The organism is Actinoplanes sp. NPDC051861 (assembly GCF_040681145.1).
Lineage (GTDB): Bacteria > Actinomycetota > Actinomycetes > Mycobacteriales > Micromonosporaceae > Actinoplanes.
In genome coordinates this window covers 251,033-275,172 of sequence record NZ_JBFAYE010000006.1, presented here as the reverse complement: position 1 = coordinate 275,172, position 24,140 = coordinate 251,033, and the positions used below count along the sequence as shown (strand labels likewise).

Here is a 24,140-nt window from a genome sequence, read left to right as displayed (position 1 = left end):
AAACTTCCACCTGCGAGCATTCCGGAGCCCGACCAGGAGGTCCCCTTGTTCCTCAGCCAGCACGAGCAGGAACGCCTGCTCATCCACGTCGCCGCCGACGTCGCACGGCGCCGGCGCGAGCGGGGCCTGCGGCTCAACCATCCGGAAGCGACGGCGATCATCACGGCGTTCCTGCTGGAGGGTGCGCGCGACGGGCGTACGGTCGCCGAGCTGATGGACGCCGGCCGCCGGGTCCTGACTCGCGAGGACGTCATGGAGGGCGTGCCCGAGATGCTGGCCGAGGTGCAGGTCGAGGCCACCTTCCCGGACGGCACCAAGCTGGTCACCGTGCACGGGCCGATCTCATGACCATCCCCGGCGAGATCCTCCACGGCGAGGGCACGATCGAGATCAATCCCGGTCGCCGGGTGCTCGAGTTGACCGTACGCAACACCGGCGACCGGCCCGTGCAGGTCGGCTCGCACTTCCACTTCGCCGAGTCGAACGCGGCCCTCGAGTTCGACCGCGAGGCCGCCTGGGGACACCGGCTTGCCGTGCCCGCGGGCACCTCGGTCCGCTTCGAGCCGGGCATCCCGCGCGACGTCACGCTCGTGCCGCTCGCGGGCAACCGGATCGTGCCCGGCCTGCGCGGGCTCGCCGGCGGCCCGCTGGACGAGCTGCCACCCGCGTCCGAGCCCGACCCCACCGACATCGAGCCGGCCGGCTCCCTGGACGAGGACACCGGCGAAGGAACACAAAACGGGAGCCCACGTTGACCTTTTTGGACCGCGGTCGCTACGCGGCGCTCTACGGACCGACCGCCGGCGACCGGGTCCGGCTCGCCGACACGAACCTGCTGATCGAGATCGAGGAGGACCGCAGCGCCGGTCCGTACCCCGGTGACGAGGTCGTCTTCGGCGGCGGCAAGGTGATCCGCGAGTCGATGGGCCAGTCCCGCGCCACCCGCGCCGAGGGCACACCGGACACGGTCATCACGGGCGTGATCGTTCTCGACCACTGGGGCATCGTGAAGGCCGACGTCGGCATCCGCGACGGCCGGATCGTGGCGATCGGCAAGGCCGGCAACCCGGACACCATGGACGGCGTGCACCCCGACCTGGTGATCGGCGCCAGCACCGAGATCATCGCCGGCAACGGGAAGATCCTCACGGCCGGCGCGATCGACAGTCACGTACACCTGATCAGCCCGACCATCCTGGACACCGCGCTCGCCTCCGGCATCACCACGATCATCGGCGGTGGCACCGGGCCGGCCGAGGGCACCAAGGCCACCACGGTCACGCCGAACGCCTGGCACCTGGCCCGGATGCTGGAGTCCCTCGACACCTGGCCGATCAACGTGCTGCTGCTCGGCAAGGGCAACACCACGTCGGCCGAGTCGATGTGGGAGCAGCTGCGCGGCGGTGCGGGCGGTTTCAAGCTGCACGAGGACTGGGGAACCACACCGGCGGCGATCGACGCCTGCCTGAGCGTGGCAGACGCGTCCGGCGTGCAGGTGGCGATCCACACGGACACGCTGAACGAGGCCGGGTTCGTGGAGGAGACGCTGCGGGCGATCGCGGGGCGGTCGATTCACGCGTACCACACCGAGGGCGCGGGCGGCGGCCACGCACCGGACATCATCACGGTGGCGTCGCACCCGAACATCCTGCCGTCGTCGACGAACCCGACCCGGCCGTACACGCGCAACACGCTCAGCGAGCACCTCGACATGTTGATGGTCTGCCATCACCTGAACTCGTCGGTGCCGGAGGACCTGGCGTTCGCGGAGAGCCGGATCCGGCCGTCCACGATGGCCGCTGAGGACTATCTGCACGACCTCGGGGCGATCTCGATGATCGGGTCAGACTCGCAGGCGATGGGCCGGGTGGGTGAGGTGATCACGCGGACCTGGCAGACCGCGCACGTCATGAAGGCGAGGCTCGGCCAAAGCATTTCCGACAATGACCGCGCAAAACGCTATGTCGCGAAATATACGATTTGTCCGGCGATTGCCCACGGGATGGCCGAGCAGGTCGGCTCCGTCGAACCGGGAAAGCTCGCGGATCTCGTGCTCTGGGACCCCGCCTTATTCGGTGTGCGGCCCGCCTTGGTGATCAAGGGAGGCATGATCGCGTACGCCCAGATGGGTGATGCCAACGCCTCCATCCCCACCCCCCAGCCCATGCTCCCCCGCCCGATGTTCGGCTCCTACGGCGTCGTGCCGGCGCAGACCTCGGTCGCCTTCGTCGCGCCCGCCGCGATCGACGCCCTGCTCAGCGACCGCATCGGCGTCAAGCGTGCCCTGGTCCCGGTCTCCGACACCCGATCCGTGGGCAAGGCCGACATGCCCCTGAACGACGCCATGCCCCGCATCGAGGTGAAGGCCGACACGTTCGAGGTCCGCATCGACGGTGAGGTCATCGAACCCGACCCGGTGGCGGAACTCCCCATGGCCCAGCGGTACTTCCTGTTCTGATGAGCCTGGCCACCCTGCTGCTGCTGGCCGACGGCCGGCTCCCGTCGGGCGGGCACGCGCACTCCGGCGGGCTCGAGGCCCAGGTCAGCGCGGGCCGGGTCCATGACGTGGAGACGCTCGGCCGTTTCCTGCTCGGCAGGCTGGCTACCGGCGGGCTGGTCTCGGCGGCCTTCGCGGCGGCGGCCTGCGCGGACGTCACACGCTGCCACGAACTCGACGCCGGCCTTGATGCGCGGACGCCCTCACCGGCGCTGCGGAAGGCCTCCCGCGCGCAGGGCCGGGCTCTGTTGCGGGCCGGGCGTGCGATGTGGCCGGCGGTCGCCCCCGCCGGGCGGGAACCCCATCAGCCGGTTGCGCTGGGTGCGCTGGCTGCGGCTGCCGGTCTGGGCCCGGCCGAGGCGGCCGTGGCCGCGGCGCACGGCACGATCACCGGTTCGGCCAGCGCGGGGGTCAGGCTTCTCGGGCTTGATCCGTACGCGGTACACGCGCTCCTGGCCCGCCTGGCCCCTGACTGTGACCGGATCGCGGAAGTCGCCGCGTCCCGGTACCGCGACCCGGTCGACGACCTGCCGGCCGCGGGCGCTCCCCTGCTCGACATCGGCGCCGAGCACCATGCCACCTGGGAGGTGCGTCTCTTTGCATCCTGAACTCCACGAACACGCCCCCGACGAGGTTCCGCACACCCACCCCGACCCGGGTGTGGACCCGCACGCCCCTCTGCACACCGGCCCCCGGGCGCTGCGCGTCGGCATCGGCGGCCCGGTCGGCTCCGGCAAGACCGCACTGGTCGCGGCTCTGTGCCGGGCGCTCGGCGGCGAGCTGCGGCTGGCGGTCGTGACGAACGACATCTACACGACCGAGGACGCCGACTTCCTGCTGCGCAACGGCGTACTCCCGGCCGAACGGATCCGCGCCGTGGAGACCGGCTGCTGCCCGCACACCGCGATCCGCGACGACATCTCGGCCAACCTGGACGCGGTCGAGGATCTGGAGGCGGCGCTCGGCCCGCTCGATCTCGTACTGGTGGAGAGCGGCGGCGACAACCTGACCGCCACGTTCAGCAAGGGCCTGATCGACCAGCAGATCTTCGTGGTCGACGTGGCGGGCGGCGACAAGGTCCCCCGCAAGGGCGGCCCCGGCGTCACCACAGCCGACCTCCTGGTCATCAACAAGACCGACCTGGCCCCCCTCGTCGGCGCCGACCTGTCCGTCATGGACCGCGACGCCCGAGCCCGCCGGGGCGACCTGCCCACCGTCTTCCTCTCCCTGGCCGAGGACAGGTCCGCGACCCCGGTCGCCGACTGGATCCGTTCCCTCGTCTCCGCCCGGGTCTGATGCGCGCGCGAGCACGCGTCGTCGCGGAGACCGACACCCGCGGCAACACCCGGCTCGCGGTCCTGCACGGCGAGTCCCCGCTCCTGCTGCGCCGCACCGGCGCCCGCACCACCACGGGCGCGACGGTCCACCTCGTCGGCGGCGCCGCCGGTCCCCTGCGCGGCGACGACCTGCACCTGGACATCGAGGTGGGCCCCGGCGCCGAGCTGGAGATGCTCAGCGTCGCGGCCCAGCTCGCGCTCCCCGGCCGCCCCGCGCCCGCCTCCCGGCTCCTGGTCACGGCGCGCGTGGCGTCTGGCGCCACCCTGCGCTGGCTCCCGGAACCCCTGATCGCCGCCGCCGGCTGCGATCACATCGCCGTCACCCGCGTCGCGGTCGAAGCGGGCGGCTCACTGCTCTGGCGCGACGACCTGGTCTGCGGCCGGCACGGCGAGGACCCCGGAGAGGTACGCGCGGACACCCTGATCTCCTACGCCGGAACAACCCTCTACCGCCACGAACTCTCGATCGGCTCCCCCGGCTGGAACGGCCCCGCCGTCCTGGGCGACGCCCGCGCCATCGGCACCCTGATCCTGGCCGGCCCCCACCTGCCCCCGACCACCACCGCCGGCCCGGCCGCCGCCGTCATGCCCCTGGCCGGCCCCGGCATCCTGGCCACCGCCGTAGGCACCGACATCCGCGAGGTCCGCACCGCCCTCGACCCCCTCTGCGGCACCCGACCCTCCGCCGAGAGGCAGTGTGTGGATTTCGGGTCAGACGTCTAACCCGAAAGCCACACACTTATCGGCTCGCGGCCAGGCCGTCGAGGACGCGGTGGAGGCCCCACACGTACTGCTCCGTCCCCACCCACTGCGCCATCACGTCGACGGCCGCCGCGGTCCGCGGGAACATCGACGACGGCACCTGGGTCATGGCCGCACGTCGCGCCGCGATCCGTGAAGCCTCCGGTTCCAGCGCGCCCGCCTGCGGCACATCGGCCACCTCCAGGGCGACCGCCCCCAAGACGTAGATCATGATGAGGTAGGACGCGCGGGCGGCGGCCTGTTCAGGAAGTCCCGCCCGGGCCAGCACCTCCAGCAGCCGCTCGCCCAGCTGCAGTGCCTCCGGCCCGTTCATCGGCCCGCCGAGCAGGAGCGGCACCGCGCCCGGATGGGCCGTCAACCGCCGCCGCAGATCAAGAGCGAGCGTCTCCAGATCCTCGCGCCAGTCCGCACGCGAGACAGCATCCCGGTTCAGCTCACCGAGCAGCCGCTCCACCAATGCCTGCTCAATTGACGATTTATCCGAAAAATAGGTGTAAACGGCGTTCGGTGACACCCCCAGCGTCCCCGCGATCTTCCGAATCGAAGCGCCATCGGGCCCGTCGGCGTCCAGAAGCGCCAGCGCCGCGTTCAACACCTCGTCCTCGCTGAGCGCCCGCTTGGGCCCCGGCCTCGCCACCATCCAACCCCCTTGACTTATCTCTGCACACCGTACACCATTCATCGCATGACAACTCTGCACGGTGTACAGAAATGGACCGGAGCCCTCTTCCTCACGGCCGCGGTGACGTTCGGAGCGGCGTCCAGCACGCTGTCGGCGACCTTCAACTGGCCCGACATCCTGCGCGAGCCCGCCCCCGTGGTGCTTCACGAGTTCCACAACGGCGGCACCACACTCATCGGGACCTGGTTCGCGGTCGCGTGGACGTATGGGCTGCTCGGCGTACCGATTCTGATGCTGGCGACGGCTCTGGGGCGCCGCACGGACCCGGTGCTGCGCGCGGCCGGCGCGATCGGTGCCGCCTCCGTCCTGCTCAGCCTGATCGGCTTCCTGCGCTGGGTCTTCGTGGTGCCCGCGCTGGCCCAGGCCTGGACGGACGGTGACGGCCCGACACGAACCGCGGTGGAGGCGGCCTGGACGGCGCAGCACCAGTTCGGCGGGGCGCTGCTCGGTGAACACCTCGGGCAGGTGCTCGCTGTGGCCTGGTCGGCAACGGTCAGCGTCGTGGTGCTGCGGTCGGGCGTGCTGCCCCGCTGGATCGGCTGGACCGGGCTGGTGGTGTCCGCGCTCTACCTGCTCAACCAGGGGGACGTGCTGGCCACCGCGGTGCCCGGGTTCCCGGTGTGGGACCTCGCCGGGCTGATCGGGAGCACCACCTGGGGGCTGTGGATCGCGGCACTCGGAGTCACCGTGATGAAAAACGGGGGGCGGCCCCCGGCCACCCCCCGCTCCGATCACGCGGCAACGGCTATCGGGACCCCGTGACTGTCGGTCAGCGCCAACCGGGTGTGCAGGCTGCCCTGTTGCGCCACCTTCGCGAAATACTCGGTCCGCCGCCGCTGCAGGCACCCCTTGCGAGTCCGCGGTCCACCCGCGGCCACCGTCAGCAGTTCGGGCGCGAGCGAGCTGTTCAGCCCCTCCCGCAGCAGCCGCAGCGCCTCGGTGCGCAGCTGGGAGATCCGCGACTCGGTGACGCCCAGCCGCGCCGCCACCTCGCTCAGCGGCTGCTCCTGCAGAAAGGACTCCTCCACGACCTGGCGCAGCCGCTCGGGCAGCGCCTGGATGGCCTGATGCAGATAACCGAGACGTTCCCGCTTGAGCAGCAGGTCCTCGGGTCCCTCGGACAGCTCCGGCACCATCTCCTCGGCCGCCCCGGTGGGGAAGCCCTGCAGGCTCAGCAGGGACGCCTTCTGCACGTCGTCCTCGACACTGGCCAACTCGGAGACACCGATTCCGAGCACCTCGGCCACCTCGGCGTCGCTGGGGGTGCGGCCCAGGGCCGCGGTGAGCTCCTGCCGTGCGGCGGCCGCCCGGCGGGCACGGGCCCGCACGGATCGGCTGGCCCAGTCCTGGCCACGAAGTTCGTCCAGCAGGGCGCCGCGGATCCGGACCGCCGCGAAGCGGTGGAACGGTATGCCACGGGTCACGTCGAAAGACCGGGCGGCGCCGAGAAGGGCCGCGAACCCGGCTGATGAGAGGTCATCTGCGTGGACATGGCCGGGTACCCGGTTGAGCAGTTCCCGGACCAGATGGCCAACCATCGGCATGTTTTCGCGGATCAGGTCCTCGATGTCGCGCGCCGACGGCGCGTCGTGGGCGGTGCCGATGGTGGCGGGGAGTTCGGTCGTGGTGGTCACGTAGTCCTCCTCGCTCGTACGAACCGGCTGATGAAACCGGCTGACGAGAAGAACAGTGGCCGTTCTGAGGTGCAGCGGGGCCCGAACTCGGTTGCTTTTGTGGAGTTTTTTCATGAAAAACCTCAGGCGCACCGGCTTCCGGCCAGCAGAAAGCCCTCCCCGCTGCCACGACGACCAGGATGCGTGGGCGGGAAGGGCTGGGGTGGCGCAATCGCCGAAATCAAACAGCGATCAGTGCAGCACCGCGATCCGCGGCGCGAGCACCTCCGACAGCTCCGTGTGCACCCAGGCCATCCGGCGGACCGCCGACTCCGGGTGGTCACCGAACTCGGTGGCGACTCCTGCCGCGCATCCGTCACTGCCGTGCCGGAGGATCATCGTGGTGATGGCCTCCTCCAGCGTCTTACGGCTGGGACACTCGGACGGCTGCAGGTAGGAGACGAAAAGTGCCTCGGCAGCCAGATCCTTGACTGTGCTCATCATGATGTCGAACTCCCCGATGTCGACGACCTGCAAGAACTCCGGCTGACACCCGAACATGGGACGGCAATTTCATCATCCACGCGGGCGGTCGGCCGGCCGGCAGCCACGCCGTGCGAAAGCGCCGCAATCCGGGCGTCGGGCCTGGCCGTTGTCGCCGTCGCCGCCCGTGTGCGGTTCGGAGCAGAAGCGCCTGTCGGTCTCGACTTCACCGTAACGCGGCGATCGGTCGTTCGGCTTCAGGTTTTCGCCGTAGTCCGACCGATCGCCTGATGCGTTACTCGCAATCGGCCGGGTCGCAGTCCCCCAAAGAGGGACCCGGGTCCGGCGGAGGAGACGTGCTCTTCGTCGTAGTGGGTGTCGGGGTCTCGATCACCGGGTCAGTTGTGGGCTCCACCGACGGCGGCGCCGACGGTTCCACCGGGTCTGTGGTGGTGGTCGTCGTCGGTGTCGTGGTCGGCGTGTCGGTCGGCTCGGTGGTGGTGCCGGTGGTCGGGCCCGTGGTGGTGCCCGGCGTGGTGGGCCCGCGCGACGACGAGAAGGTCGGCGTGATCACGACAACCCCGCCGGGACCGATCGAGACGCCCGGGCTCGGCGTGCTGTCGGCGTCGCCGAGGCGCACGTTGCCGTCGGAGAGGATCTCGACCGGCCGGGACGGCTCACCGGGTTCGCTGGACACGTACGTCTCGCAGGTCCGGTCGTTGAGCTTGAAGACCATCGGGGCGGCGTTGCTCTCCTGGTAACGCCCGGTGATCTGCATGGTCGTCGTGCGCTGCGACTCCAGCGCGGCGACCGATGTGACCTTGACCTCGCGATCCTGCTGCGTGAGATCGATCTTGCCGTTTCCGGAGACCTCCTGGTCGCCGTTCATCAGGAACCAGAGGCTCCACTTGTCGACCGGCTTCTCGTCCCGGTTGGCCACGGTCACCTGGGCCTTGAAGCTGTCACCCTTGTCGGACCAGACCGCGTAGCTGACCACGCACTGGCCGGTCGGCGGGACGACGGTGGGCAGCGGTGCCGCGCCGGACGCCTTGTTGTCGGACTGGCCGACCGCGGTCCAGCCGTACGTGAGACCGCTCAGCAGCGCCACCGCGGCGGCCACCACCGTGAGACGCCGGACCCGGGTCTGGTTGCGGCTGCTGTTGTTCGGCTTGTTCGGCGGGGAGCCGGCCGGCGGGCCACCGGCACCGTGGCGCAGCGGCGGTGACGGCGGCAGGGGCGGCGCCTGCGCGGCGGACGGATCGGGCCGGGCCCAGGGGGATGGTCGCATCGGGGAGGGCTCGGTGACGGCTGCGGCCACCACCGGGTGCACGGCGTCCGGGTCGGTCGCGGCCTCGGTGTTCACCGTGCCCAGACCGGCCGCGGCGGCCGCCGGGCCGAAGCCCGTGTACGGATACCCCGACGGGAGGATGAACGTGTCCTCGCCGTCCTCCCAGTTCGCGTCGAACCCGGAGGTGATCAGCGGGGCGGAGGCCGAGACACCGGCCAGCACGTGTGCCATCTCGGCGCTGGACGGACGATCCTGGGGCCGCTTCTCCAGGCACCGCCGGATCAGCGCGTCCACCGCGGGCGGAAGCCCTTCGACGGGCGGCAGTGGCTCGGGCTCCACGTACTGATGGGCGCGCAGCAGCGCGGTGGTGGTGCCGACGTCCCAGGGCAGCTGGCCGATCAGCATGCGGTAGATGAGCAGGCCGACCGCGTAGACGTCGGTGGCCGGGCTGACCTGGCCGCCCTCGAGGCGCTCGGGCGCGAGGTAGGCCGGGGTGCCGAGCAGGCTGCCGTCCGGGTCGGTGTCGTTCTCCCCGATCAGGGCGGAGATGCCGAAGTCGACGACCTTGGCGCCGGCCGGGGTGAGCATGACGTTGGCCGGGGTGACGTCGCGGTGCACGATGCCGCGGGAGTGTGCGGCGGCCAGGGCGGCCGCGACCTCGGCGCTGATCCGGACCGCGGTGGGCCACGGCAGCATCCGCACCCGGGCCAGGACGGCCGCGAGCGACTCGCCGTCGACGAGCTCCATCACGACATAGGGCACCGGCTCACCGTCGACGGTGGTGGCTTCGCCGTAGTCGTACACATTGGTGATGTTGGGATGGGTGAGCCGCGCCGCGGCCTGAGCCTCCGCACGCAGCCTGCGCCGGAACGAGGGGTCGGCACTGGTCGAGGGTGGCAGGACCTTGACGGCGACCTGACGCCCCAGAACCTCGTCGAACCCTCGCCAAACCACTGACATCCCGCCGGCACCGAGGCGCTCGACCAGTCGATAACGACCGGCGAGCAGTCCCGAACCGGGCAGGTCCGCCGTGCTCATGTGCCCCCACATGCGCGCTTCGAAGAAACATCGGGCCACACCGCCATGCCGCTCGATGCCGGGTGAGTCGGTGCCCACCATCGGACTCCGAGCATCCCCCATAGACGGCGTGGATGTTAGCCCTAAACGGCTGACAGATCGACCGGGCACAGCACGATCTACCAGGCACTCGTTACGGTGTGTGGGAAGCGCTACGCGCGGCGTATGGGCTGTTTGAACGTGGGGGAAAGGGCTTTCCGCCCCGGTACGCCCACGAAGCGCCACGACAGCGTTGCGGGAATGCCCGGATCGTCGGAACTTGCAGTCTCAACCTTTCGGATGAGTCCACAGTAGAAGTTGTCACGATCGGTCAACACTCGATCACCCAGAGAGATCGACTGTGTCCAAGATCTGTCAATGCCTCCGGCTCGATGTGAGGCTGCGGGCGATGGGTGACATCGCCCCCGAAGCGGGTGAAAGCGGTAACTTCGGCCCGGCCGCGACCGGCGCCCCGCCGGACGGCACCGCACCCAGTTCGCCGAGGAACGCGCGGATCGGAGCCCATTTCTCATAGATGACCAGCACCACGTCGCCCGGTACGGCAAGCTTCACCGCGTGCCGCACCGCGTCCTGGAAGCCGTCGGCCCGGATCGCGTCCAGCTTCGGCCGCCGGGCGCGCATCTCCCGCTCGACGAGAGCCGAGACCTCGCCCGGCTCCCGGCCACGCGGGTCGCTGTCCTCGTAGAGCACGGCCCGGGTCACCCCGTCGGCCAGGATCTGCGCCGACGCGGCCAGCAGGTCGTCGCGGCGGTCACCGGGCAGCGTCATCGCCGCGACGCAGCGCTCGGCACCCCAGAGCCGGTGAAGAGTACGCAGGGTAGCGGCGAGAGCCGCCGGATTGTGGGCGTAATCGAGATAAATCGAGACCTCACCGAGACGGAACAGCGTCCCCCGTCCGGGGTTGTCCAGGCTCGGGTCGAACTCGCTCAGCCGGTCCACCAGGGTTTCCGGCCGTGCTCCGAGCGCGCGGGCGGCGGCGATCGCGGCCAGGGTGTTCGCCGCGACGTGCAGGGCGGCACCGCCGTACGCGCCCGGCACCTCGGCCAGCCTCACCAGCGGTGTGCGCCGCGGCCCGGTCGCCTGCACCAGCCAGCCGTCGTGCAGCACGTACGCCGTCGCCCCGCGCGCCAGATGCTCGGTGACCACCGGGTTTCCCGCGTCCAGTCCGAACCAGACGAGCCGTTTGCGGTCCGCGCGGACCCGAGGGCGGTCGGCCAGGCTGCGCACCCACGGGTCGTCGGCGTTGAGCACGAGGGTGCCGCCGTCGCGGACCCGCTCGGCGACCAGCGCTTTCACGTGCGCCACGTCCTCGATCGAGTCGAGCCCGTCCTGGCCCAGGTGGTCGGCGGTGATGTTGGTGATCACGCCGACGTCCGACCAGTCGTAGCCGAGGCCACGCCGCAGCAGACCGCCCCGCGCTGTCTCCAGCACGGCCACCTCGACCTGCGGGTCGCCGAGCACCATCTGCGCCGAGCGCGGCCCGGTCGCGTCCGAGAGGTGGACCGTACGCCCGTCGATCACCACCCCGTCCGAGCTGGTCACGCCGACCCGGGTGCCGTTGCCAGTGAGCAGGTGCGCGGTGATCCGGGTGACGGTGGTCTTGCCGTTGGTCCCGGTGACCGCGACCGTCGGTATCCGCCCGTCCGAGCCACCGGCGAACATCGCCCGCACGATCGCGTCGCCGACGTCGCGGGCCCGGCCGTGCACCGGCGCGAGGTGCATCCGCAGGCCCGGCACCGCGTTGACCTCGATCACCCCGGACGCGGCCCGGTCCGGCGCGCCGATCGGCGGCACCGGCGCCGCGATGTCCGGCAGCCGCAGGTCGATCCCGGCGACGTCCAGGCCGACCAGCGCGGCCACCCGCTGGCACAGCCGGGTCACGTCGGGGTGCACCTGGTCGGTGACGTCCCGGCTGGTCCCGCCGGTAGACAGGTTCGCGTTCGCCCGCAGCCACACCACCTCCTCGGCGGCCGGCACGCTCGCGGGACCGTGTCCCTGGCCGCGCAGGATCCGCTCGGCCGTCTCGTCCAGGGTCATCCGGGTGAGCGCCCTGGAGTGCCCGACGCCCCGGCGTGGATCGGCGTTCGCCTTCTCCACCAGTTCCGTCACCGTGCACCGGCCGTCGCCGACGACGTGCGCGGCGATCCGCTCGGCCGCCGCCACCACCTCGCCGGACACCACCAGTACCCGGTAGTCGCGGCCCTCCAGCTGCTGTTCCACCACGACGTCGCCGCCCGCCTCGGCGAACGCCCGCGCCACCTCCGCCGCGGTGCCCAGGTTCAGTGCCACGTGCTTGCCGTGGTTGCCGGTACGCGGCTTCACCACCACCGGGCCGCCGAGTTCGCCGAGGAGCGCCACCGCCTCCGCCTCGTCGCGGGCCGCACCGCCCGGCGCCACCGGCACGCCCGCCTCCCCGAGCAGGCGGCGGGTCACGTGCTTGTCGCCGGCGATGTCCACGCCCAGCCCGCTGGTCCGGTCGGTCATCGCGGCCCACGCCAGGCGGCGCCGCGTGCCCCAGCCCAGCCTCACCAGGCTCAGGTCGTCGAACCGCTCCACCGGGATGCCGCGCCGCCGGGCCGCCGCGATGATCGAGCGGGTGCTCGGCCCGGTGGCCTCCCGCTCGGCCAGGGCGGCCAGGCCGGCGAGCCGGGTGCCGAGCGTGCGCGCGGTCGGGCCGGCCCCGCCGTGCACCTCGAGGACCAGGTCGATCGCGGCACCGAGCAGCTCACCGGGCACCCGCGACTCGGGCGACTCGTCGACCGGGCACTCCACGATCACGTCGTAGACACCGGGCTCGCCGGCCGCGACCGTACGCCCGAAGCTCACGTCCCGCCCGATCAGCTGGGACAGCTCGATGCACACGTGCTCGGTCACGTGCCCGAAGTAGGTCCCGTTGCGCAACCGGCTGACGAACCCGCCCGGCGACCCGGCGGCGCAGTGGTGCTCGGTGAGACCGGGCAGCGCGCGCAGCAGCCGCTCGGTGAAGCCGGTGACGTCGGAGGTCTCCCGGCCGGTGAGGTCTCCGAGCAGCAGCCGGGCGACGACGGCGGGACGGGACAGATAGACGTTGGGGCCGCGCAGGCGGCGCAGAGACTCGATCTTCATTGGGCTCGTTCCCGTTCAGCGGCGGGCGCGGCGACGACCGGCCGGCGGCCCGTGAGGTGGAAGGTGTAGCCGGCCGGCAGCACGTGGATGCTCGCGCCGGCCAGCGCGATCGGCCCGGACCCCGGCACCCGGATGTCGGTGGCGCAGCCGGCGTCGACGACGGTGACCGCGCCGTTGCCGAGCACCTCGAAGCAGTCGCCGTCGGTCAGGATCGCGGTGTCCTCGTCGATGCCGACGCCGAGCTCGTGCGGGTATCGCGCCACCGCGCTGAGCAGCCGGTTCAGGCGGCCACGCTCGGCGAAGTGCTGGTCGATCAGGACGCCGGGCAGGAACTCCAGGCCCGGTCCGGTGCTCACGCTGCGTGCGGTGACGCCGGTGCCGTCGCCACCGGTGATCATGGTGGCGGACATCATGGCCGCTCCCGCGCTCGTGCCGGCCAGCACCAGCGCGCCGGTTCCGGACAGCTCCTGCAGCAGCGAGTCGGCCGCCGTGCCGCCGATCACGCTGGTGATCCGCTCCTGGTCGCCGCCGGTGAAGAACACCCCGGTGGCCTCGCGCAGCACGTCGACGCCGGGTGCGTTCGCCTCGGGGCGGCGGGTGAGCCGCAGGGCGCGGACGCTGCCGGCGCCGAGGGCGGAGAACTTCTCGGCGTACGCGGCCTCAGCGGTCTCCGGTGTCTCGCTGGCCGTCGCGATCACCACGATCCGGGCGGTGGTGGCGCCGGCCAGGTCGACGAAGCGCGCGAGCAACCCCGCTCCGGCGGCTCCGCCCATGAGCAGTAGCCGGCCGCGGCGCGGGTTGACGCCACCCTCCACCGCTCCTCCTCAGTAGCCCGATCGGGCTACTGCTGAGGTTAATCGGAACAAAACCGAAACATCCGCCTAATTCGTTTTATGCGGAAGCAGATGCGTGATCTCCGGTGGGCCATCGGCCAGGGCCACCGCGCGCTCCTCGACCTGTTCGTCCTGCCCGGTAAGCCGGCCACGATGCTGGCGCAGGTGCTCGGCCCAGGTCGGCACCAGGTAGACCTCGACGAACACGGCCGGGTCCTCGCCGTCGCGGAACAGGCCCCACTGCGTCGCGCCGGTGCGCTGCCGGGACCACCGGACCTCCTCCATCACCGTGGCGAACTCAGCCGTGTTCGCGTCCGGCACCCGGTAACTCGCGGAGATCAGGATCGGCCCGTCGTCCAGGTGCGGCTGGAGCATGAGGTGCGGCTCGGCCCAGAACACGGCCGGCGTCCGGTCCTCCTCCTCGGAGGTGTGCACGGGCATCACCCGTACGGTAAGAACGCCCGCAAGCATCATCACCGAGGCCGCACCGAACGCCTCCGCGAGGCCGAAGGCCGAGGCGGCCTGGCCCCACAGCAGCGCACCGGCCGCCTGGCCGCCCGCGAAGACCAGCTGATAGATCGCCAGCGCCCGGGCGCGCACCCAGTTGGGCAGCAGCAGCTGCATCGCCACGTTCATCCGGGAGACCAGCATCATCCACGCCAGGCCCGCGGCGGCCAGCACGGCCGTGACCACGAACGGGTCGGTCACCAGCGCCACCACGGCCAGCGCGGCGCCGTAGACCAGGCCGGTTCCGACGATCATGCGGTCGGTGCTGAGCAGCGCGCGAGCCCGGGGCATCAGCAGCGCACCGGCGATCGCGCCCGCCCCGAGCGCCGCGAGAAGCACGCCGTAACCGCTCGCGCCCATGCCCAGCCGGTCCCGCGCCACCAGCGGCAGCAGGCCCCAGACCGCGCTGCCGGGCAGCACGAACAGCAGCACGCGGGCCAGGATCATCCGGATCTCCGGCGAGTAGCGCACGTATCGCCCGCCTGCGCGCAGGGCCGATCCGAAGTGCTCGGGGCTGCCGGTCGGCGTTCGCGGCGGGCGCCGCCACAGCGCCAGGGCCAGCGCGAAGACGGCGAAGGAGAGCGCGTTCAGCGCGAAGACCGCGGCCGAGCCGAGGTGCGCGACGAGCAGGCCGCCGATCGCCGGCCCGAGAGACCGGGCCAGGTTGGTGTTGACCGCGCCGAGCGCGGAGGCCGCCGGCAGGGCGTCGTGCGGCACGATCTCCGGGATCAGGGCCTGCCAGGACGGCAGCGTCAGCGCCTGCCCGCACCCGAGCAGAAAGGTGAAGACGAGCAGGAGCGGAGGCCGCATGTGGTCCAGCAGGGTGAGCAGGGTCAGGGCCGTCGCCACACAGAAGAGCGTCATCTGTACGCCGAGCAGCAGCCGCCTCCGGTCGAGCGTGTCCGCGAGCGCACCGCTGGGCAACGCGAACAGCAGCACCGGCAGCATCGTGACGGTCTGCACGAGGCTGACCCAGGTGGCGGCGCCCGGCTCGCCGACGACCAGCCATTGCGCCCCGACCGTCTGCATCCAGGTGCCGACGTTGCCGGCCAGCACGGCGAGCCAGAGCATCCGGAACACCGGTATGCGCAGTGGCGTCCAGGCGCCTGTTTCGATCACTCGGAGATTCTGCGCCGATGTGTGCCCGGTCCCGGTCGCGGCGCGACGGCGCGTTCGTCGTCGATCGTGTGGCCCGCGGCGCAGTGCATCTCGAGACGGACCTCGGCGCCGCAGCCGCGGTGGGCGTACTCGATCGGCGGCCCCTCGGGGTCGGCCAGGTAGCGGTTGCCCCACTCGGCGACGGCGATCAGCACCGGGTAGAGGTCGAAGCCCTTCTCGGTGAGCCGGTACTCGTGGCGCACCCGGGCGCCGGGCTCCCGGTACGGCTCGCGGCGCAGCACGCCGTGCTCGACCAGCAGTGCCAGCCGGTTCGTCAGCACCTGCCGCGGGATCCCGGTGCGCACCCGCATGTCGTCGAAGCGCCGCAGCCCGCTGAAGATCTCGCGCAGCACCACGATCGTCCACCGCTCACCCAGGATCGCCATGGCGCGGCTGATGGTGCAGTTGTCGACCGACCAGTTCAGCGCTTCCATGGGCAGTAGGCTACGTCTCGTTGACAGACGCAGCAAGAACCTGGGAGCCTGCGTCCATGACGCAGACTCAGGATGCCACCCGGACGCGCACCTTCAGCTGGAGCGACCCGGCGCAGCACGTCCGGTCGCTCGCCGGCCGCACCGGCCTGGAGATGCTGCAGGCGATGGGCACCGGCGAGCTCCCGCCCCCGCCGATCATGCAGCTCATCGACGGCAACGGCCTGCACGCCGAGGAGGGCGTCGTCACGCTCACGCTCGACCCGCAGGAGTTCCACTACAACCCGATCGGCACCGTGCACGGCGGCGTGATCTCCACGCTGCTCGACACCGCCGCCGCCTGCTCCGTGCACAGCACGCTGCCGGCCGGGGTGGGTTACACGAGCATGGACCTCAACGTGAAGTTCCTGCGCCCGGTCACCGTCGACTCCGGCCGCCTCACCTGCACCGGCACCGTCCTGCAGCGCGGCCGCCGCACCGCGCTGGCCGAGGCCCGGCTGACCGACGCCACCGGCCGCCTGGTCGCGCACGCCACCTCGAGCTGCCTGATCTTCGACCTACCGGCTTAGCGCCTGTTTCGGAGTGGGGGCAGGAGCGAGGCGAGGTCCAGGTGTCGTCTGGGTGTGCGGCGCGGGCGCCCAGATACCGGGGTTGTATCTGGGTGTTCGCGACGTGCGGCCAGGCGGCGGCTGGGCCACGCCGCAGCCCAGCCCTCACTCCGAAACAGGCGCCAGCCGGGCCGCCCTCGCGTCTCGTTTCTCCTCGAAGCGGGAGGCCTGGGTCTCCAGGTCGGCCATGTGCGTGGCCAGCTCCTCCCGCGCCTGCTCCCCCGCCGCGCCGACGTCCACCCGGTCCCACACGTTCCACTGCCGCAGCACCGGCGCCAGCACCTCGTCCCGGTGCTGGCGGAGGTCGTAGATCCCGGCCAGCGCGATCGACAGCGCCTTGCGGCCGAACCCCTCGATGTTCGCCCCCGGCATCTTGAACCCGGCCACCACGTCGTGCACCGCGCGCATCGCCTGGTCCGGCGCCAGGTCGAACGCCGCCGAGAGCAGGTTGCGGTAGAAGACCATGTGCAGGTTCTCGTCGGCCGCCACCCGGGCCAGCAACTGCTCGGCGATCGGGTCACCGGTCGCCTTCCCGGTGTTGCGGTGCGAGATCCGGGTCGCCAGCTCCTGGAACGCCACGTAGGCGAGGGAGTGCATCAACTCGTCGGAGTGATCGTTGGTGTACCCCGACTCCATGTGGGCCATCCGGGCCCGCTCCAGCGCGACCGGGTCCACCCCGCGCGTGACCGTCAGATAGTCCCGGATCGCGATGCCGTGCCGGCCCTCCTCGGCGGTCCACCGGTGCACCCAGGTGCCCCAGGCGCCGTCCCGCCCGAAGAGCGTGGCGATCTCGTGGTGGTAGGACGGCAGATTGTCCTCGGTGAGCAAATTGACAATCAACGCAGTCCGCGCCACATCCGGCAAATCGGAGTCATCCGGCTTCCACGGCGTGCCGCCGAGCACCCCGTCGAAATCACGCCCGGAACTCCACGGCACGTACTCGTGCGGGAACCATTCCTTGGCGAGCCCCAGATGCCGGTCGAGGTTCTCGGCGACGACGGGCTCCAATTCGAGCAGCAACGCGGTCTGATCCAGCGGCATCCCGTCAAGATAACCGCTGGACCATGATCACATCGCGTCAGCCGGCCGACACGACCGGTTGAAGATCCACAGCGGGCGGCTCCCACACCGACGCGTCGGCCTCGACCTGCTCGCCCGAGCGGATGTCCTTGACCGTGTCCGGCGAACCGGGGAACCAGACGAACGGAATACCCCGCCGGTCGGCGAACTGGATCTGCTTGCCGAACTTCGCCGCCGTCGGCGCCACCTCGGTCGGGATGCCCCGGCGGCGCAGCGCGGTCGCGATCCGGTCGCACTCGACCCGCTGGTCCTCGCTCGGCACCGCCACCACCACGCAGGTGGGCACCGACCGGGACACACTCAGCGCGTTCTGCCCGAACAGGATGCCGAACATCCGGGACACGCCGATCGAGATGCCCACGCCCGGGAAGCGGGTGTTGCCGACCGACGCGAGCGTCTCGTAGCGGCCTCCGGAGCAGACCGAGCCGAAGCGCTCGTACCCCTGAAGCTGGGTCTCGTAGACGGTGCCGGTGTAGTAGTCGAGTCCACGAGCGATCTTCAGCTCGGCGCGCACGAGTCCGGGCGCGTGTGCCCCCGCCGTTTCGACCACCTGGAGCAGCTCGGACAGTCCTTCGTCGAGCAGCGGGTCGTCCACACCGAGCGCCCGCACCCGGTCCGCGAACGAACCATCAGATGCCGAAATTTCGGCCAATTTCAGACAGGCCTCCGCCTGGGAGTCGGTCGCGCCGGCGGTCTCCACCAGCGCGGCAGCCACCTTCTCCGGCCCAATCTTGTCCAGTTTGTCCACCACGCGCAGCACCTGAGCCGTGTCCTCAAGACCCAGGCCCCGGTAGAACCCCTCGCACACCTTCCGGTTGTTCACCTGGATGACGGCGGCCGGGATCGGCAGCGACCGGAACGCGTCCCCGATCACCAGCGGCATCTCGGTGTCGAAGTGGAACGGCAGCGTGTCCCGGTTGACCACGTCGATGTCGGCCTGCAGGAACTCCCGGTAACGGCCCTCCTGCGGCCGCTCGCCACGCCACACCTTCTGGATCTGGTAGCGCCGGAACGGGAACTGCAGCTTCCCGTGGTTCTCGGTGACGAACCGCGCGAACGGCACGGTCAGGTCGAAGTGCAGGCCGAACTGGTCGTCGCCACCGGCGCCCTCCTCCTGGAGGCGGCGCAGCAGGTAGATCTCCTTGGACGTCTCACCCTTGGACAGCAGGGTGTCGACCGGTTCGACGGCACGCGTCTCCAGCGGCGCGAAACCGTAGAGCTCGAAGGTGGACCGGATCTTGTCGAGCGCGTACTGCTCGATCATGCGCTGCGGGGGCAGCCACTCGGGAAAGCCGGAAATAGGCACTGTCGCTCCTGGGGAAAGAATCAGAGACCACGGCCGGGCGCGGCGATCAGCTCCCGCAGGTACGGGTTTGACGCGCGCTCACGGCCGATGGTGGTGGCCGGTCCGTGGCCGGGCAGCACGACGGTGTCGTCGGCCAGCGGCAGGATCTTGTCCCGCAGGCTGTTCATCATCGTCGGCGTGCTGCCGCCCGGCAGGTCGGTGCGCCCGATGGACCCCGCGAACAGCACGTCACCGGAGAAGCAGACATCCTCCGACGCGTCGCCCGGCAGGCGGAACAGCACCGACCCGCCGGTATGGCCAGGCGCGTGGTCGACGGTGATCTCGACACCGGCCAGCGTCAGCACGGCACCGTCGGTCAGCTCGGCGACGTCGTCCGGCTCCGAATACTGAATGCGGCCGCCGAACAGCGCGTTCAGGTCCGTGCTGAGTCCCTTGGCGGGGTCGGCCAGCATCTCGCGGTCGGCGGGGTGCACGTACGCCGTGATGCCGCGAGCGCCGCAGACCGGCGCGACGGAGAAGGTGTGGTCCAGGTGCCCGTGCGTGAGCAGCACGGCCGCGGGGTGCAGCCGGTGCTGGGCCAGCACCTGATCGAGGCGGTCGATCACACCGATGCCCGGGTCGATGATCAGGCACTGCTCGCCCGGAGCCGCGGCCACCACGTAACAGTTGGTGCCGAAGGCGTCAGCCTCGAAGCCGGTGACGAGCACGATGACGGACCTCTCTGAATCGGGTACGAATCGTAACGAGCCTAGCCGGACGGCCGCACACCACTTTCTCAGCGGGTACCCGTACACTCTTGCGGGCGTGTGGCGTGCCGCACCCCTTGACACGCACAGGAAGGGACAGCGTTCGGTGGCTTCCAGCAGGGACCGGCAGCGCAAGCTCGCGCGCGCGAAATTCGACCGGCAATTGGCCCGCCGGGCCGAGAAGGAACGTCGCCGTCGCCGGCTCTCGGCGGGTGTCGGCATCGCCCTGGCTGTGCTGCTCATCGCGGCCGGCGGCGCCTGGATCGGCGGCGCGTTCGACGGCGAGGAGTCCACCGAGACCACCGCCGGCGACATCTGCCTGTGGACGCCGCAGAACACGACGAGCAACCCCGACCTCAAGGACGTCGGCACTCCGCCCACCAAGGACCTGCCGGAGACCGGCACGGAGACCATGACGGTCACCACCAACCAGGGTGCGCCGATCGTGACGAGCCTGGATGTGGGCAGCGCGCCGTGTGCCGCCGCCAGCATGACCTACCTGGCCGGCAAGAAGTTCTTCGACAACACCGACTGCCACGAGATCACCACCGAGGGCGCGCTGCGCTGTGGTGACCCGAGCGGCACCGGCAACGGCGGGCCGACGTACAGCTTCTATGACGAGAACGTCCCGACCGCCCCCGAGCCGTCGCCGAGCGCCAGCGCCGCCGCCGACAAGACGGTGCACTACCCCAAGGGCACGGTGGCGCTGATCGGCAACCCACCGGGCACCAACGGCAGCCAGTTCCTGATCTTCCTGAAGGACTTCGCGCCGGCCCAACCGCAGTACTCGATCATCGGTCAGGTGACCGGCGGCCAGGACACCCTGGACAAGATCGCCAAGATCACCACCGGGGAGAACGCGACCGGTGACAAGGTCACGCCCAAGGAGAAGATCACCATTCAGAGCCTGACCGTCGGCGGGACCGCGTCCGCGGCCCCGTCGGCCGGCGCCCAGTCGTGAGTTCGTGATGGCAGAGACAGACAGCAGCAGGGAGAACACCGTGTCGTCGATCAAGGACCGGCAGCGCGCGGCGGCGCGGGCCCGGCTCGAGAAGGAGATGGCCGAGCGCGCCACGGCCGCCAAGAAGCGCCGCCGCCAGCAGGCGATCTGGGGCTCGGCCCTCGCGGTCGTGGTGATCGCCGGCGCGGCCGTCTGGATCGTTAACGCGCTGCAGAAGGACGACGACAAGGACGCCGCGGCCGGGCCACAGGCCGGCACCGTCGCCTGCACCTGGACACCGGCTGACCCGGCCGCCGGCGGCAAGGTCAAGGACGTCGGCCTGCCCCCGGCCAACGCGGCGAACGTCGGCACCAGCACGCTGACGTTCGACACCAGCCTTGGCCAGATCCAGGCGACGATCGACCTGACCAAGGCGCCCTGCACCGGCGCCAGCTACAAGCACCTGGCCGAGAAGAAGTTCCTCGACAACTCCAAGTGCCACCGCCTGGTCAACGAGGCGAGCTTCAAGGTCCTGCAGTGCGGCGACCCGTTCGCCACCGGCAAGGGTTACCGCGAGACCGACGGTCAGGGCGGCCCCAGCTACACCATGGCCGAGGAGAACCTGCCGACCGACACCGAGAAGCCGTACCCCGCGGGTTCGATCGCGATGGCCAACACCGGACAGCCCAACAGCACCGGCAGCCAGTTCTTCATCTGCTCCGAGGACACCCAGCTCCCGCCGAACTACACATTGCTCGGCACGATCACCAAGGGCCTCGACATCGTCCGCGACGTGGTCAAGGCGGGCGACGACGGCGCGTTCAAGTCCGGCCCCGGCGGCGGCCACCCGAAGAAGGAACTGACGATCAAAACCATGACCGTCTCCTGAGACCTTCGCGAGAAAGGGCGACCTCGTCAGGGGTCGCCCTTTTTCATGCATCGGTACGGGACAATCCCGCTCTACCCAGCCGGACCCGCGACCTCATCGCGGCGCAGGGCCGCAGCGCCCCTCTCGCGCCACGTCGTGGCCGACCTTCTCCCACACCCAGCCCCGGCACTACCTCGGCCCGGCGCCATCTCGCCGCAGGTCTCTCCCCACGGCCCGGCTCTTCACCCATGCCCGGCGCCATCTCGCCGCGGGTCTCCCCCTACGGCCCCGCTCTTCCACCCACACCCCGGCCCACCCCGGCCCCGGGACCACCGCCGAGTCAGGCGCCAGACGTGACCCGATAAGCGTCGAACACCCCGTCAACCTTGCGAACGGCCGCCACCAGATGCCCCAGGTGCTTGGGATCGGCCATCTCGAACGTGAACCGGCTGACCGCCACCCGATCCCGCGTTGTGGTAACCGTCGCGGACAGGATGTTCACCCGCTCCTCGGACAGCACCCGGGTCACGTCCGCCAGCAGCTTGTGCCGGTCGAGCGCCTCCACCTGAATAGCCACCAGGAACGTGGACGCCGACGTCGGCTTCCAGCTGACCTCGACCACCCGCTCGTTCTGCTCGCGCAGGTCCTGAGCGTTCGCGCAGTCCTCCCGGTGCACGCTCACGCCGCCGGAGCGGGTGACGAAGCCGAAGACCGCGTCGCCGGGCACCGGGGTGCAGCAGCGGGCCAGCTTCACCCAGACGTCCGACACGCCCTTCACCACGACGCCCGGGTCCTGGGCGCTGCTGCGGTTGCGCGGCGGCCGGGTCGCCACGGCGGTCTCGGCGATGTCCTCGACCGCGCCCTCCTCGCCGCCGAAACCGGCGACGAGTTTCGCCACCACCGACTGCGCGGAGACCGTGCTCTCCCCCACCGCCGCGTACAGCGAGGCCACGTCGGCAAGGTGCAGGTCACGGGCGATCGTCGTCAGGTTCTCACTGGTCAGCATGCGCTGCAGGGGCAGGCCCTGCTTGCGCATCGCCTTGACGATCGCGTCCTTGCCGTCCTCGATCGCCTCCTCGCGGCGCTCCTTGTTGAAGAACTGCCGGATCTTCGTCCGGGCGCGCGGGCTCTTGACGAAGCCGAGCCAGTCCTGCGTCGGCCCGGCCGTGTTCGACTTCGACGTGAAGATCTCGATCACGTCGCCGTTGGAGAGCGTCGATTCGAGGGGCACCAGCTTGCCGTTGACCCGCGCGCCGATGCACTTGTGCCCAACCTCGGTGTGCACGGCGTAGGCGAAGTCCACCGGCGTGGAGCCGGTCGGCAGCGGGATGACGTCGCCCTTCGGCGTGAAGACGTAGACCTCCTGGCTGGAAAGGTCGAACCGCAGCGCGTCCAGGAACTCGGACGGGTCGCTCGCCTCACGCTGCCAGTCGAGCAGCTGCCGCAGCCAGGTCATCTCGTCGATGTGCGCCGGCGGGCCGACGATCGTCGCGCCCTTCTGCTCCTTGTACTTCCAGTGTGCGGCGATGCCGAACTCCGCCGTGCGGTGCATCGCGAACGTGCGGATCTGCATCTCGACCGGCTTGCCGGTCGGGCCGATGACCGTCGTGTGCAACGACTGGTACATGTTGAACTTCGGCATCGCGATGTAGTCCTTGAACCGGCCCGGCACCGGCTGCCAGTTCGCGTGGATGACGCCCAGCGCGGCGTAGCAGTCGCGGACCGTGTCGACCAGGATGCGCACGCCGACCAGGTCGTAGATGTCGTTGAAGTCGCGGCCCCGCACGATCATCTTCTGATAGATCGAGTACAGATGCTTGGGCCGGCCGGTGGTCTCCGCCTTGATCTTGGCCGATTTCAGGTCGAGTGAGACCCGGTTGGTCACCTGGCGCAGCAGCGCCTCACGCTGCGGCTGGTGCTCCCCGATCAGCCGGTTGATCTCCTCGAACCGCTTGGGGAACAGGGTGCCGAAGGCCAGATCCTCCAGCTCCCACTTGATCGTGTTCATACCGAGCCGGTGTGCCAGCGGAGCCAGGATCTCCAGGGTCTCCTTGGCCTTCTGCTCCTGCTTGGCGCGGGGCAGGAAGGTCAGCGTCCGCATGTTGTGCAGCCGGTCGGCCAGCTTGATCACCAGGACGCGCGGGTCCTTGGCCATCGCCACGACCATCTTGCGGATCGTCTCCGCCTTGGCCGCGTCACCGAGCTTGACCCGGTCGAGTTTCGTCACGCCGTCGACCAGCAGCGCCACCTCGGCGCCGAAGTCGTTGCGCATGTTCTCCAGCGAGTAGTCGGTGTCCTCGATCGTGTCGTGCAGCAGCGCCGCCACCAGCGTGGTGGTGTCCATCCCGAGGTTGGCGAGGATGGTCGCCACCGCGAGCGGATGCGTGATGTACGGATCGCCGGACTTCCGATACTGCCCCGAGTGCCAGCGGGCGGCGACGTCGAACGCCTTCTGCAGGGCGCGCGCGTCGGCCTTGGGGTGGCTGGCCCGGTGTGTCGCGATCAGCGGCTCGAGGACCTCGCTGACCTGCGTGCTCTGCCATGGCGCGTTGAACCGGGCGAGCCGGGCACGCACCCGGCGCCCGGTGGGCGCGCTGGCCAGGCCGAAACCGCTCGGCTCGTCCGCGGGAGTCAGGGGTTGGGTGGAATCCGGATCACCGACGGCCTTGTCGTCGGCGCGGGCCTGATCGCCGGGCGTCGCCTCGCCCGAACCGGTCCGCGAGTTGTGGGTCGGCTGCACCGTGCCCTCCGCCGGAGGGGCGACGTCGCTGGACACCGGCCTCCTCACGCCTTCGCCAGGAACTGATCTGCCAGAACCG

At 70.6% G+C, this 24,140-nt stretch carries 22 protein-coding genes; 10 read left to right on the top strand and 12 right to left on the bottom strand.

Annotated features, from left to right (window positions below; translation table 11 throughout):
- The first annotated feature begins 45 nt into the window (after positions 1-45).
- Genes AB0M02_RS19995 through AB0M02_RS19970 form a run of 6 tightly spaced genes read left to right on the top strand, consistent with a single transcriptional unit; the run spans position 46 to position 4,557 of the window.
- A complete protein-coding gene (locus AB0M02_RS19995) occupies positions 46-348 on the top strand; it encodes an urease subunit gamma (RefSeq protein ID WP_364228724.1) in 303 nt (100 codons plus the stop codon).
- Complete coding sequence (locus tag AB0M02_RS19990) at positions 345-755, top strand: urease subunit beta (protein ID WP_364228722.1); 411 nt, start codon at positions 345-347, stop codon at positions 753-755. Before AB0M02_RS19995 ends, AB0M02_RS19990 begins: the two co-directional genes overlap by 4 nt.
- A complete protein-coding gene (locus tag AB0M02_RS19985) occupies positions 752-2,458 on the top strand; it encodes an urease subunit alpha (RefSeq protein WP_364228720.1) in 1,707 nt (568 codons plus the stop codon). The genes AB0M02_RS19990 and AB0M02_RS19985 overlap by 4 nt, the downstream gene beginning before the upstream one ends.
- On the top strand, positions 2,458-3,105 hold the full coding sequence (locus AB0M02_RS19980) for an urease accessory UreF family protein (RefSeq protein ID WP_364228718.1): 648 nt from the start codon (positions 2,458-2,460) through the stop codon (positions 3,103-3,105). Before AB0M02_RS19985 ends, AB0M02_RS19980 begins: the two co-directional genes overlap by 1 nt.
- Positions 3,095-3,793: an urease accessory protein UreG gene (gene ureG / locus AB0M02_RS19975; protein ID WP_364228716.1), complete on the top strand. Its 699-nt coding sequence runs from the start codon at positions 3,095-3,097 to the stop codon at positions 3,791-3,793. The genes AB0M02_RS19980 and ureG overlap by 11 nt, the downstream gene beginning before the upstream one ends.
- The gene (locus AB0M02_RS19970) at positions 3,793-4,557 is read left to right on the top strand and encodes an urease accessory protein UreD (protein WP_364228714.1); all 765 of its coding nucleotides are present in this window, start codon (positions 3,793-3,795) and stop codon (positions 4,555-4,557) included. Before ureG ends, AB0M02_RS19970 begins: the two co-directional genes overlap by 1 nt.
- A gap of 16 nt (positions 4,558-4,573) precedes the next feature.
- Here the strand turns inward: AB0M02_RS19970 and AB0M02_RS19965 are convergent, their stop codons facing one another.
- Positions 4,574-5,236, bottom strand: coding sequence for a TetR/AcrR family transcriptional regulator C-terminal domain-containing protein (locus tag AB0M02_RS19965; protein WP_364228712.1), 663 nt, complete (start codon positions 5,234-5,236; stop codon positions 4,574-4,576).
- A gap of 45 nt (positions 5,237-5,281) precedes the next feature.
- On the opposite strand from AB0M02_RS19965, the gene AB0M02_RS19960 reads away from it, so the two are divergent.
- Complete coding sequence (locus AB0M02_RS19960; protein ID WP_364228710.1) at positions 5,282-6,040, top strand: DUF4386 domain-containing protein; 759 nt, start codon at positions 5,282-5,284, stop codon at positions 6,038-6,040.
- On the opposite strand, the gene AB0M02_RS19955 is transcribed toward AB0M02_RS19960, so the two are convergent.
- From AB0M02_RS19955 to AB0M02_RS19925, 7 genes are all read right to left on the bottom strand, one after another.
- Positions 6,010-6,912, bottom strand: a complete 903-nt coding sequence (locus AB0M02_RS19955; protein ID WP_364228708.1) for a sigma-70 family RNA polymerase sigma factor — start codon at positions 6,910-6,912, stop codon at positions 6,010-6,012. The two genes, AB0M02_RS19960 and AB0M02_RS19955, sit on opposite strands and share 31 nt — an antisense overlap.
- A gap of 231 nt (positions 6,913-7,143) precedes the next feature.
- On the bottom strand, positions 7,144-7,452 hold the full coding sequence (locus tag AB0M02_RS19950; RefSeq protein ID WP_364228706.1) for a hypothetical protein: 309 nt from the start codon (positions 7,450-7,452) through the stop codon (positions 7,144-7,146).
- A gap of 217 nt (positions 7,453-7,669) precedes the next feature.
- Positions 7,670-9,700 carry a serine/threonine-protein kinase gene (locus tag AB0M02_RS19945; RefSeq protein ID WP_364228705.1) on the bottom strand — a complete coding sequence of 677 codons (2,031 nt, stop codon included), beginning with the start codon at positions 9,698-9,700 and terminating at the stop codon, positions 7,670-7,672.
- A gap of 393 nt (positions 9,701-10,093) precedes the next feature.
- Positions 10,094-12,844 (bottom strand): cyanophycin synthetase, encoded by a 2,751-nt coding sequence (cphA, locus tag AB0M02_RS19940; RefSeq protein ID WP_364228703.1) that lies wholly within the window; start codon positions 12,842-12,844, stop codon positions 10,094-10,096.
- Positions 12,841-13,659 (bottom strand): cyanophycinase, encoded by an 819-nt coding sequence (locus AB0M02_RS19935; RefSeq protein ID WP_364228701.1) that lies wholly within the window; start codon positions 13,657-13,659, stop codon positions 12,841-12,843. The genes cphA and AB0M02_RS19935 overlap by 4 nt, the downstream gene beginning before the upstream one ends.
- Before the next feature lie 66 nt (positions 13,660-13,725).
- The gene (locus tag AB0M02_RS19930) at positions 13,726-15,303 is read right to left on the bottom strand and encodes an MFS transporter (protein ID WP_364228699.1); all 1,578 of its coding nucleotides are present in this window, start codon (positions 15,301-15,303) and stop codon (positions 13,726-13,728) included.
- Complete coding sequence (locus AB0M02_RS19925) at positions 15,300-15,776, bottom strand: helix-turn-helix domain-containing protein (RefSeq protein WP_364228697.1); 477 nt, start codon at positions 15,774-15,776, stop codon at positions 15,300-15,302. Before AB0M02_RS19925 ends, AB0M02_RS19930 begins: the two co-directional genes overlap by 4 nt.
- Positions 15,777-15,832: 56 nt before the next feature.
- Here AB0M02_RS19925 and AB0M02_RS19920 point away from each other — a divergent pair, with 56 nt between their 5' ends.
- Positions 15,833-16,342 carry a PaaI family thioesterase gene (locus AB0M02_RS19920; protein ID WP_364228695.1) on the top strand — a complete coding sequence of 170 codons (510 nt, stop codon included), beginning with the start codon at positions 15,833-15,835 and terminating at the stop codon, positions 16,340-16,342.
- Positions 16,343-16,486: 144 nt separating this feature from the next.
- Here the strand turns inward: AB0M02_RS19920 and AB0M02_RS19915 are convergent, their stop codons facing one another.
- Genes AB0M02_RS19915 through AB0M02_RS19905 form a run of 3 tightly spaced genes read right to left on the bottom strand, consistent with a single transcriptional unit; the run spans position 16,487 to position 19,474 of the window.
- On the bottom strand, positions 16,487-17,422 hold the full coding sequence (locus tag AB0M02_RS19915; RefSeq protein ID WP_364228693.1) for an acyl-ACP desaturase: 936 nt from the start codon (positions 17,420-17,422) through the stop codon (positions 16,487-16,489).
- A 37-nt stretch (positions 17,423-17,459) separates the two neighbouring features.
- Positions 17,460-18,767, bottom strand: coding sequence for a histidine--tRNA ligase (gene hisS, locus AB0M02_RS19910; RefSeq protein ID WP_364228691.1), 1,308 nt, complete (start codon positions 18,765-18,767; stop codon positions 17,460-17,462).
- Positions 18,768-18,787: 20 nt separating this feature from the next.
- Positions 18,788-19,474: an MBL fold metallo-hydrolase gene (locus tag AB0M02_RS19905; RefSeq protein WP_364228689.1), complete on the bottom strand. Its 687-nt coding sequence runs from the start codon at positions 19,472-19,474 to the stop codon at positions 18,788-18,790.
- 145 nt (positions 19,475-19,619) lie between these two features.
- Between AB0M02_RS19905 and AB0M02_RS19900 the strand changes: the two genes are divergently transcribed.
- Positions 19,620-20,474, top strand: a complete 855-nt coding sequence (locus AB0M02_RS19900) for a peptidylprolyl isomerase (RefSeq protein WP_364228688.1) — start codon at positions 19,620-19,622, stop codon at positions 20,472-20,474.
- Positions 20,475-20,481: 7 nt separating this feature from the next.
- On the top strand, positions 20,482-21,342 hold the full coding sequence (locus tag AB0M02_RS19895; RefSeq protein WP_364228686.1) for a peptidylprolyl isomerase: 861 nt from the start codon (positions 20,482-20,484) through the stop codon (positions 21,340-21,342).
- Positions 21,343-21,661: 319 nt separating this feature from the next.
- On the opposite strand, the gene AB0M02_RS19890 is transcribed toward AB0M02_RS19895, so the two are convergent.
- Positions 21,662-24,097, bottom strand: a complete 2,436-nt coding sequence (locus AB0M02_RS19890; protein ID WP_364228684.1) for a bifunctional (p)ppGpp synthetase/guanosine-3',5'-bis(diphosphate) 3'-pyrophosphohydrolase — start codon at positions 24,095-24,097, stop codon at positions 21,662-21,664.
- Positions 24,098-24,140 lie beyond the last annotated feature (43 nt).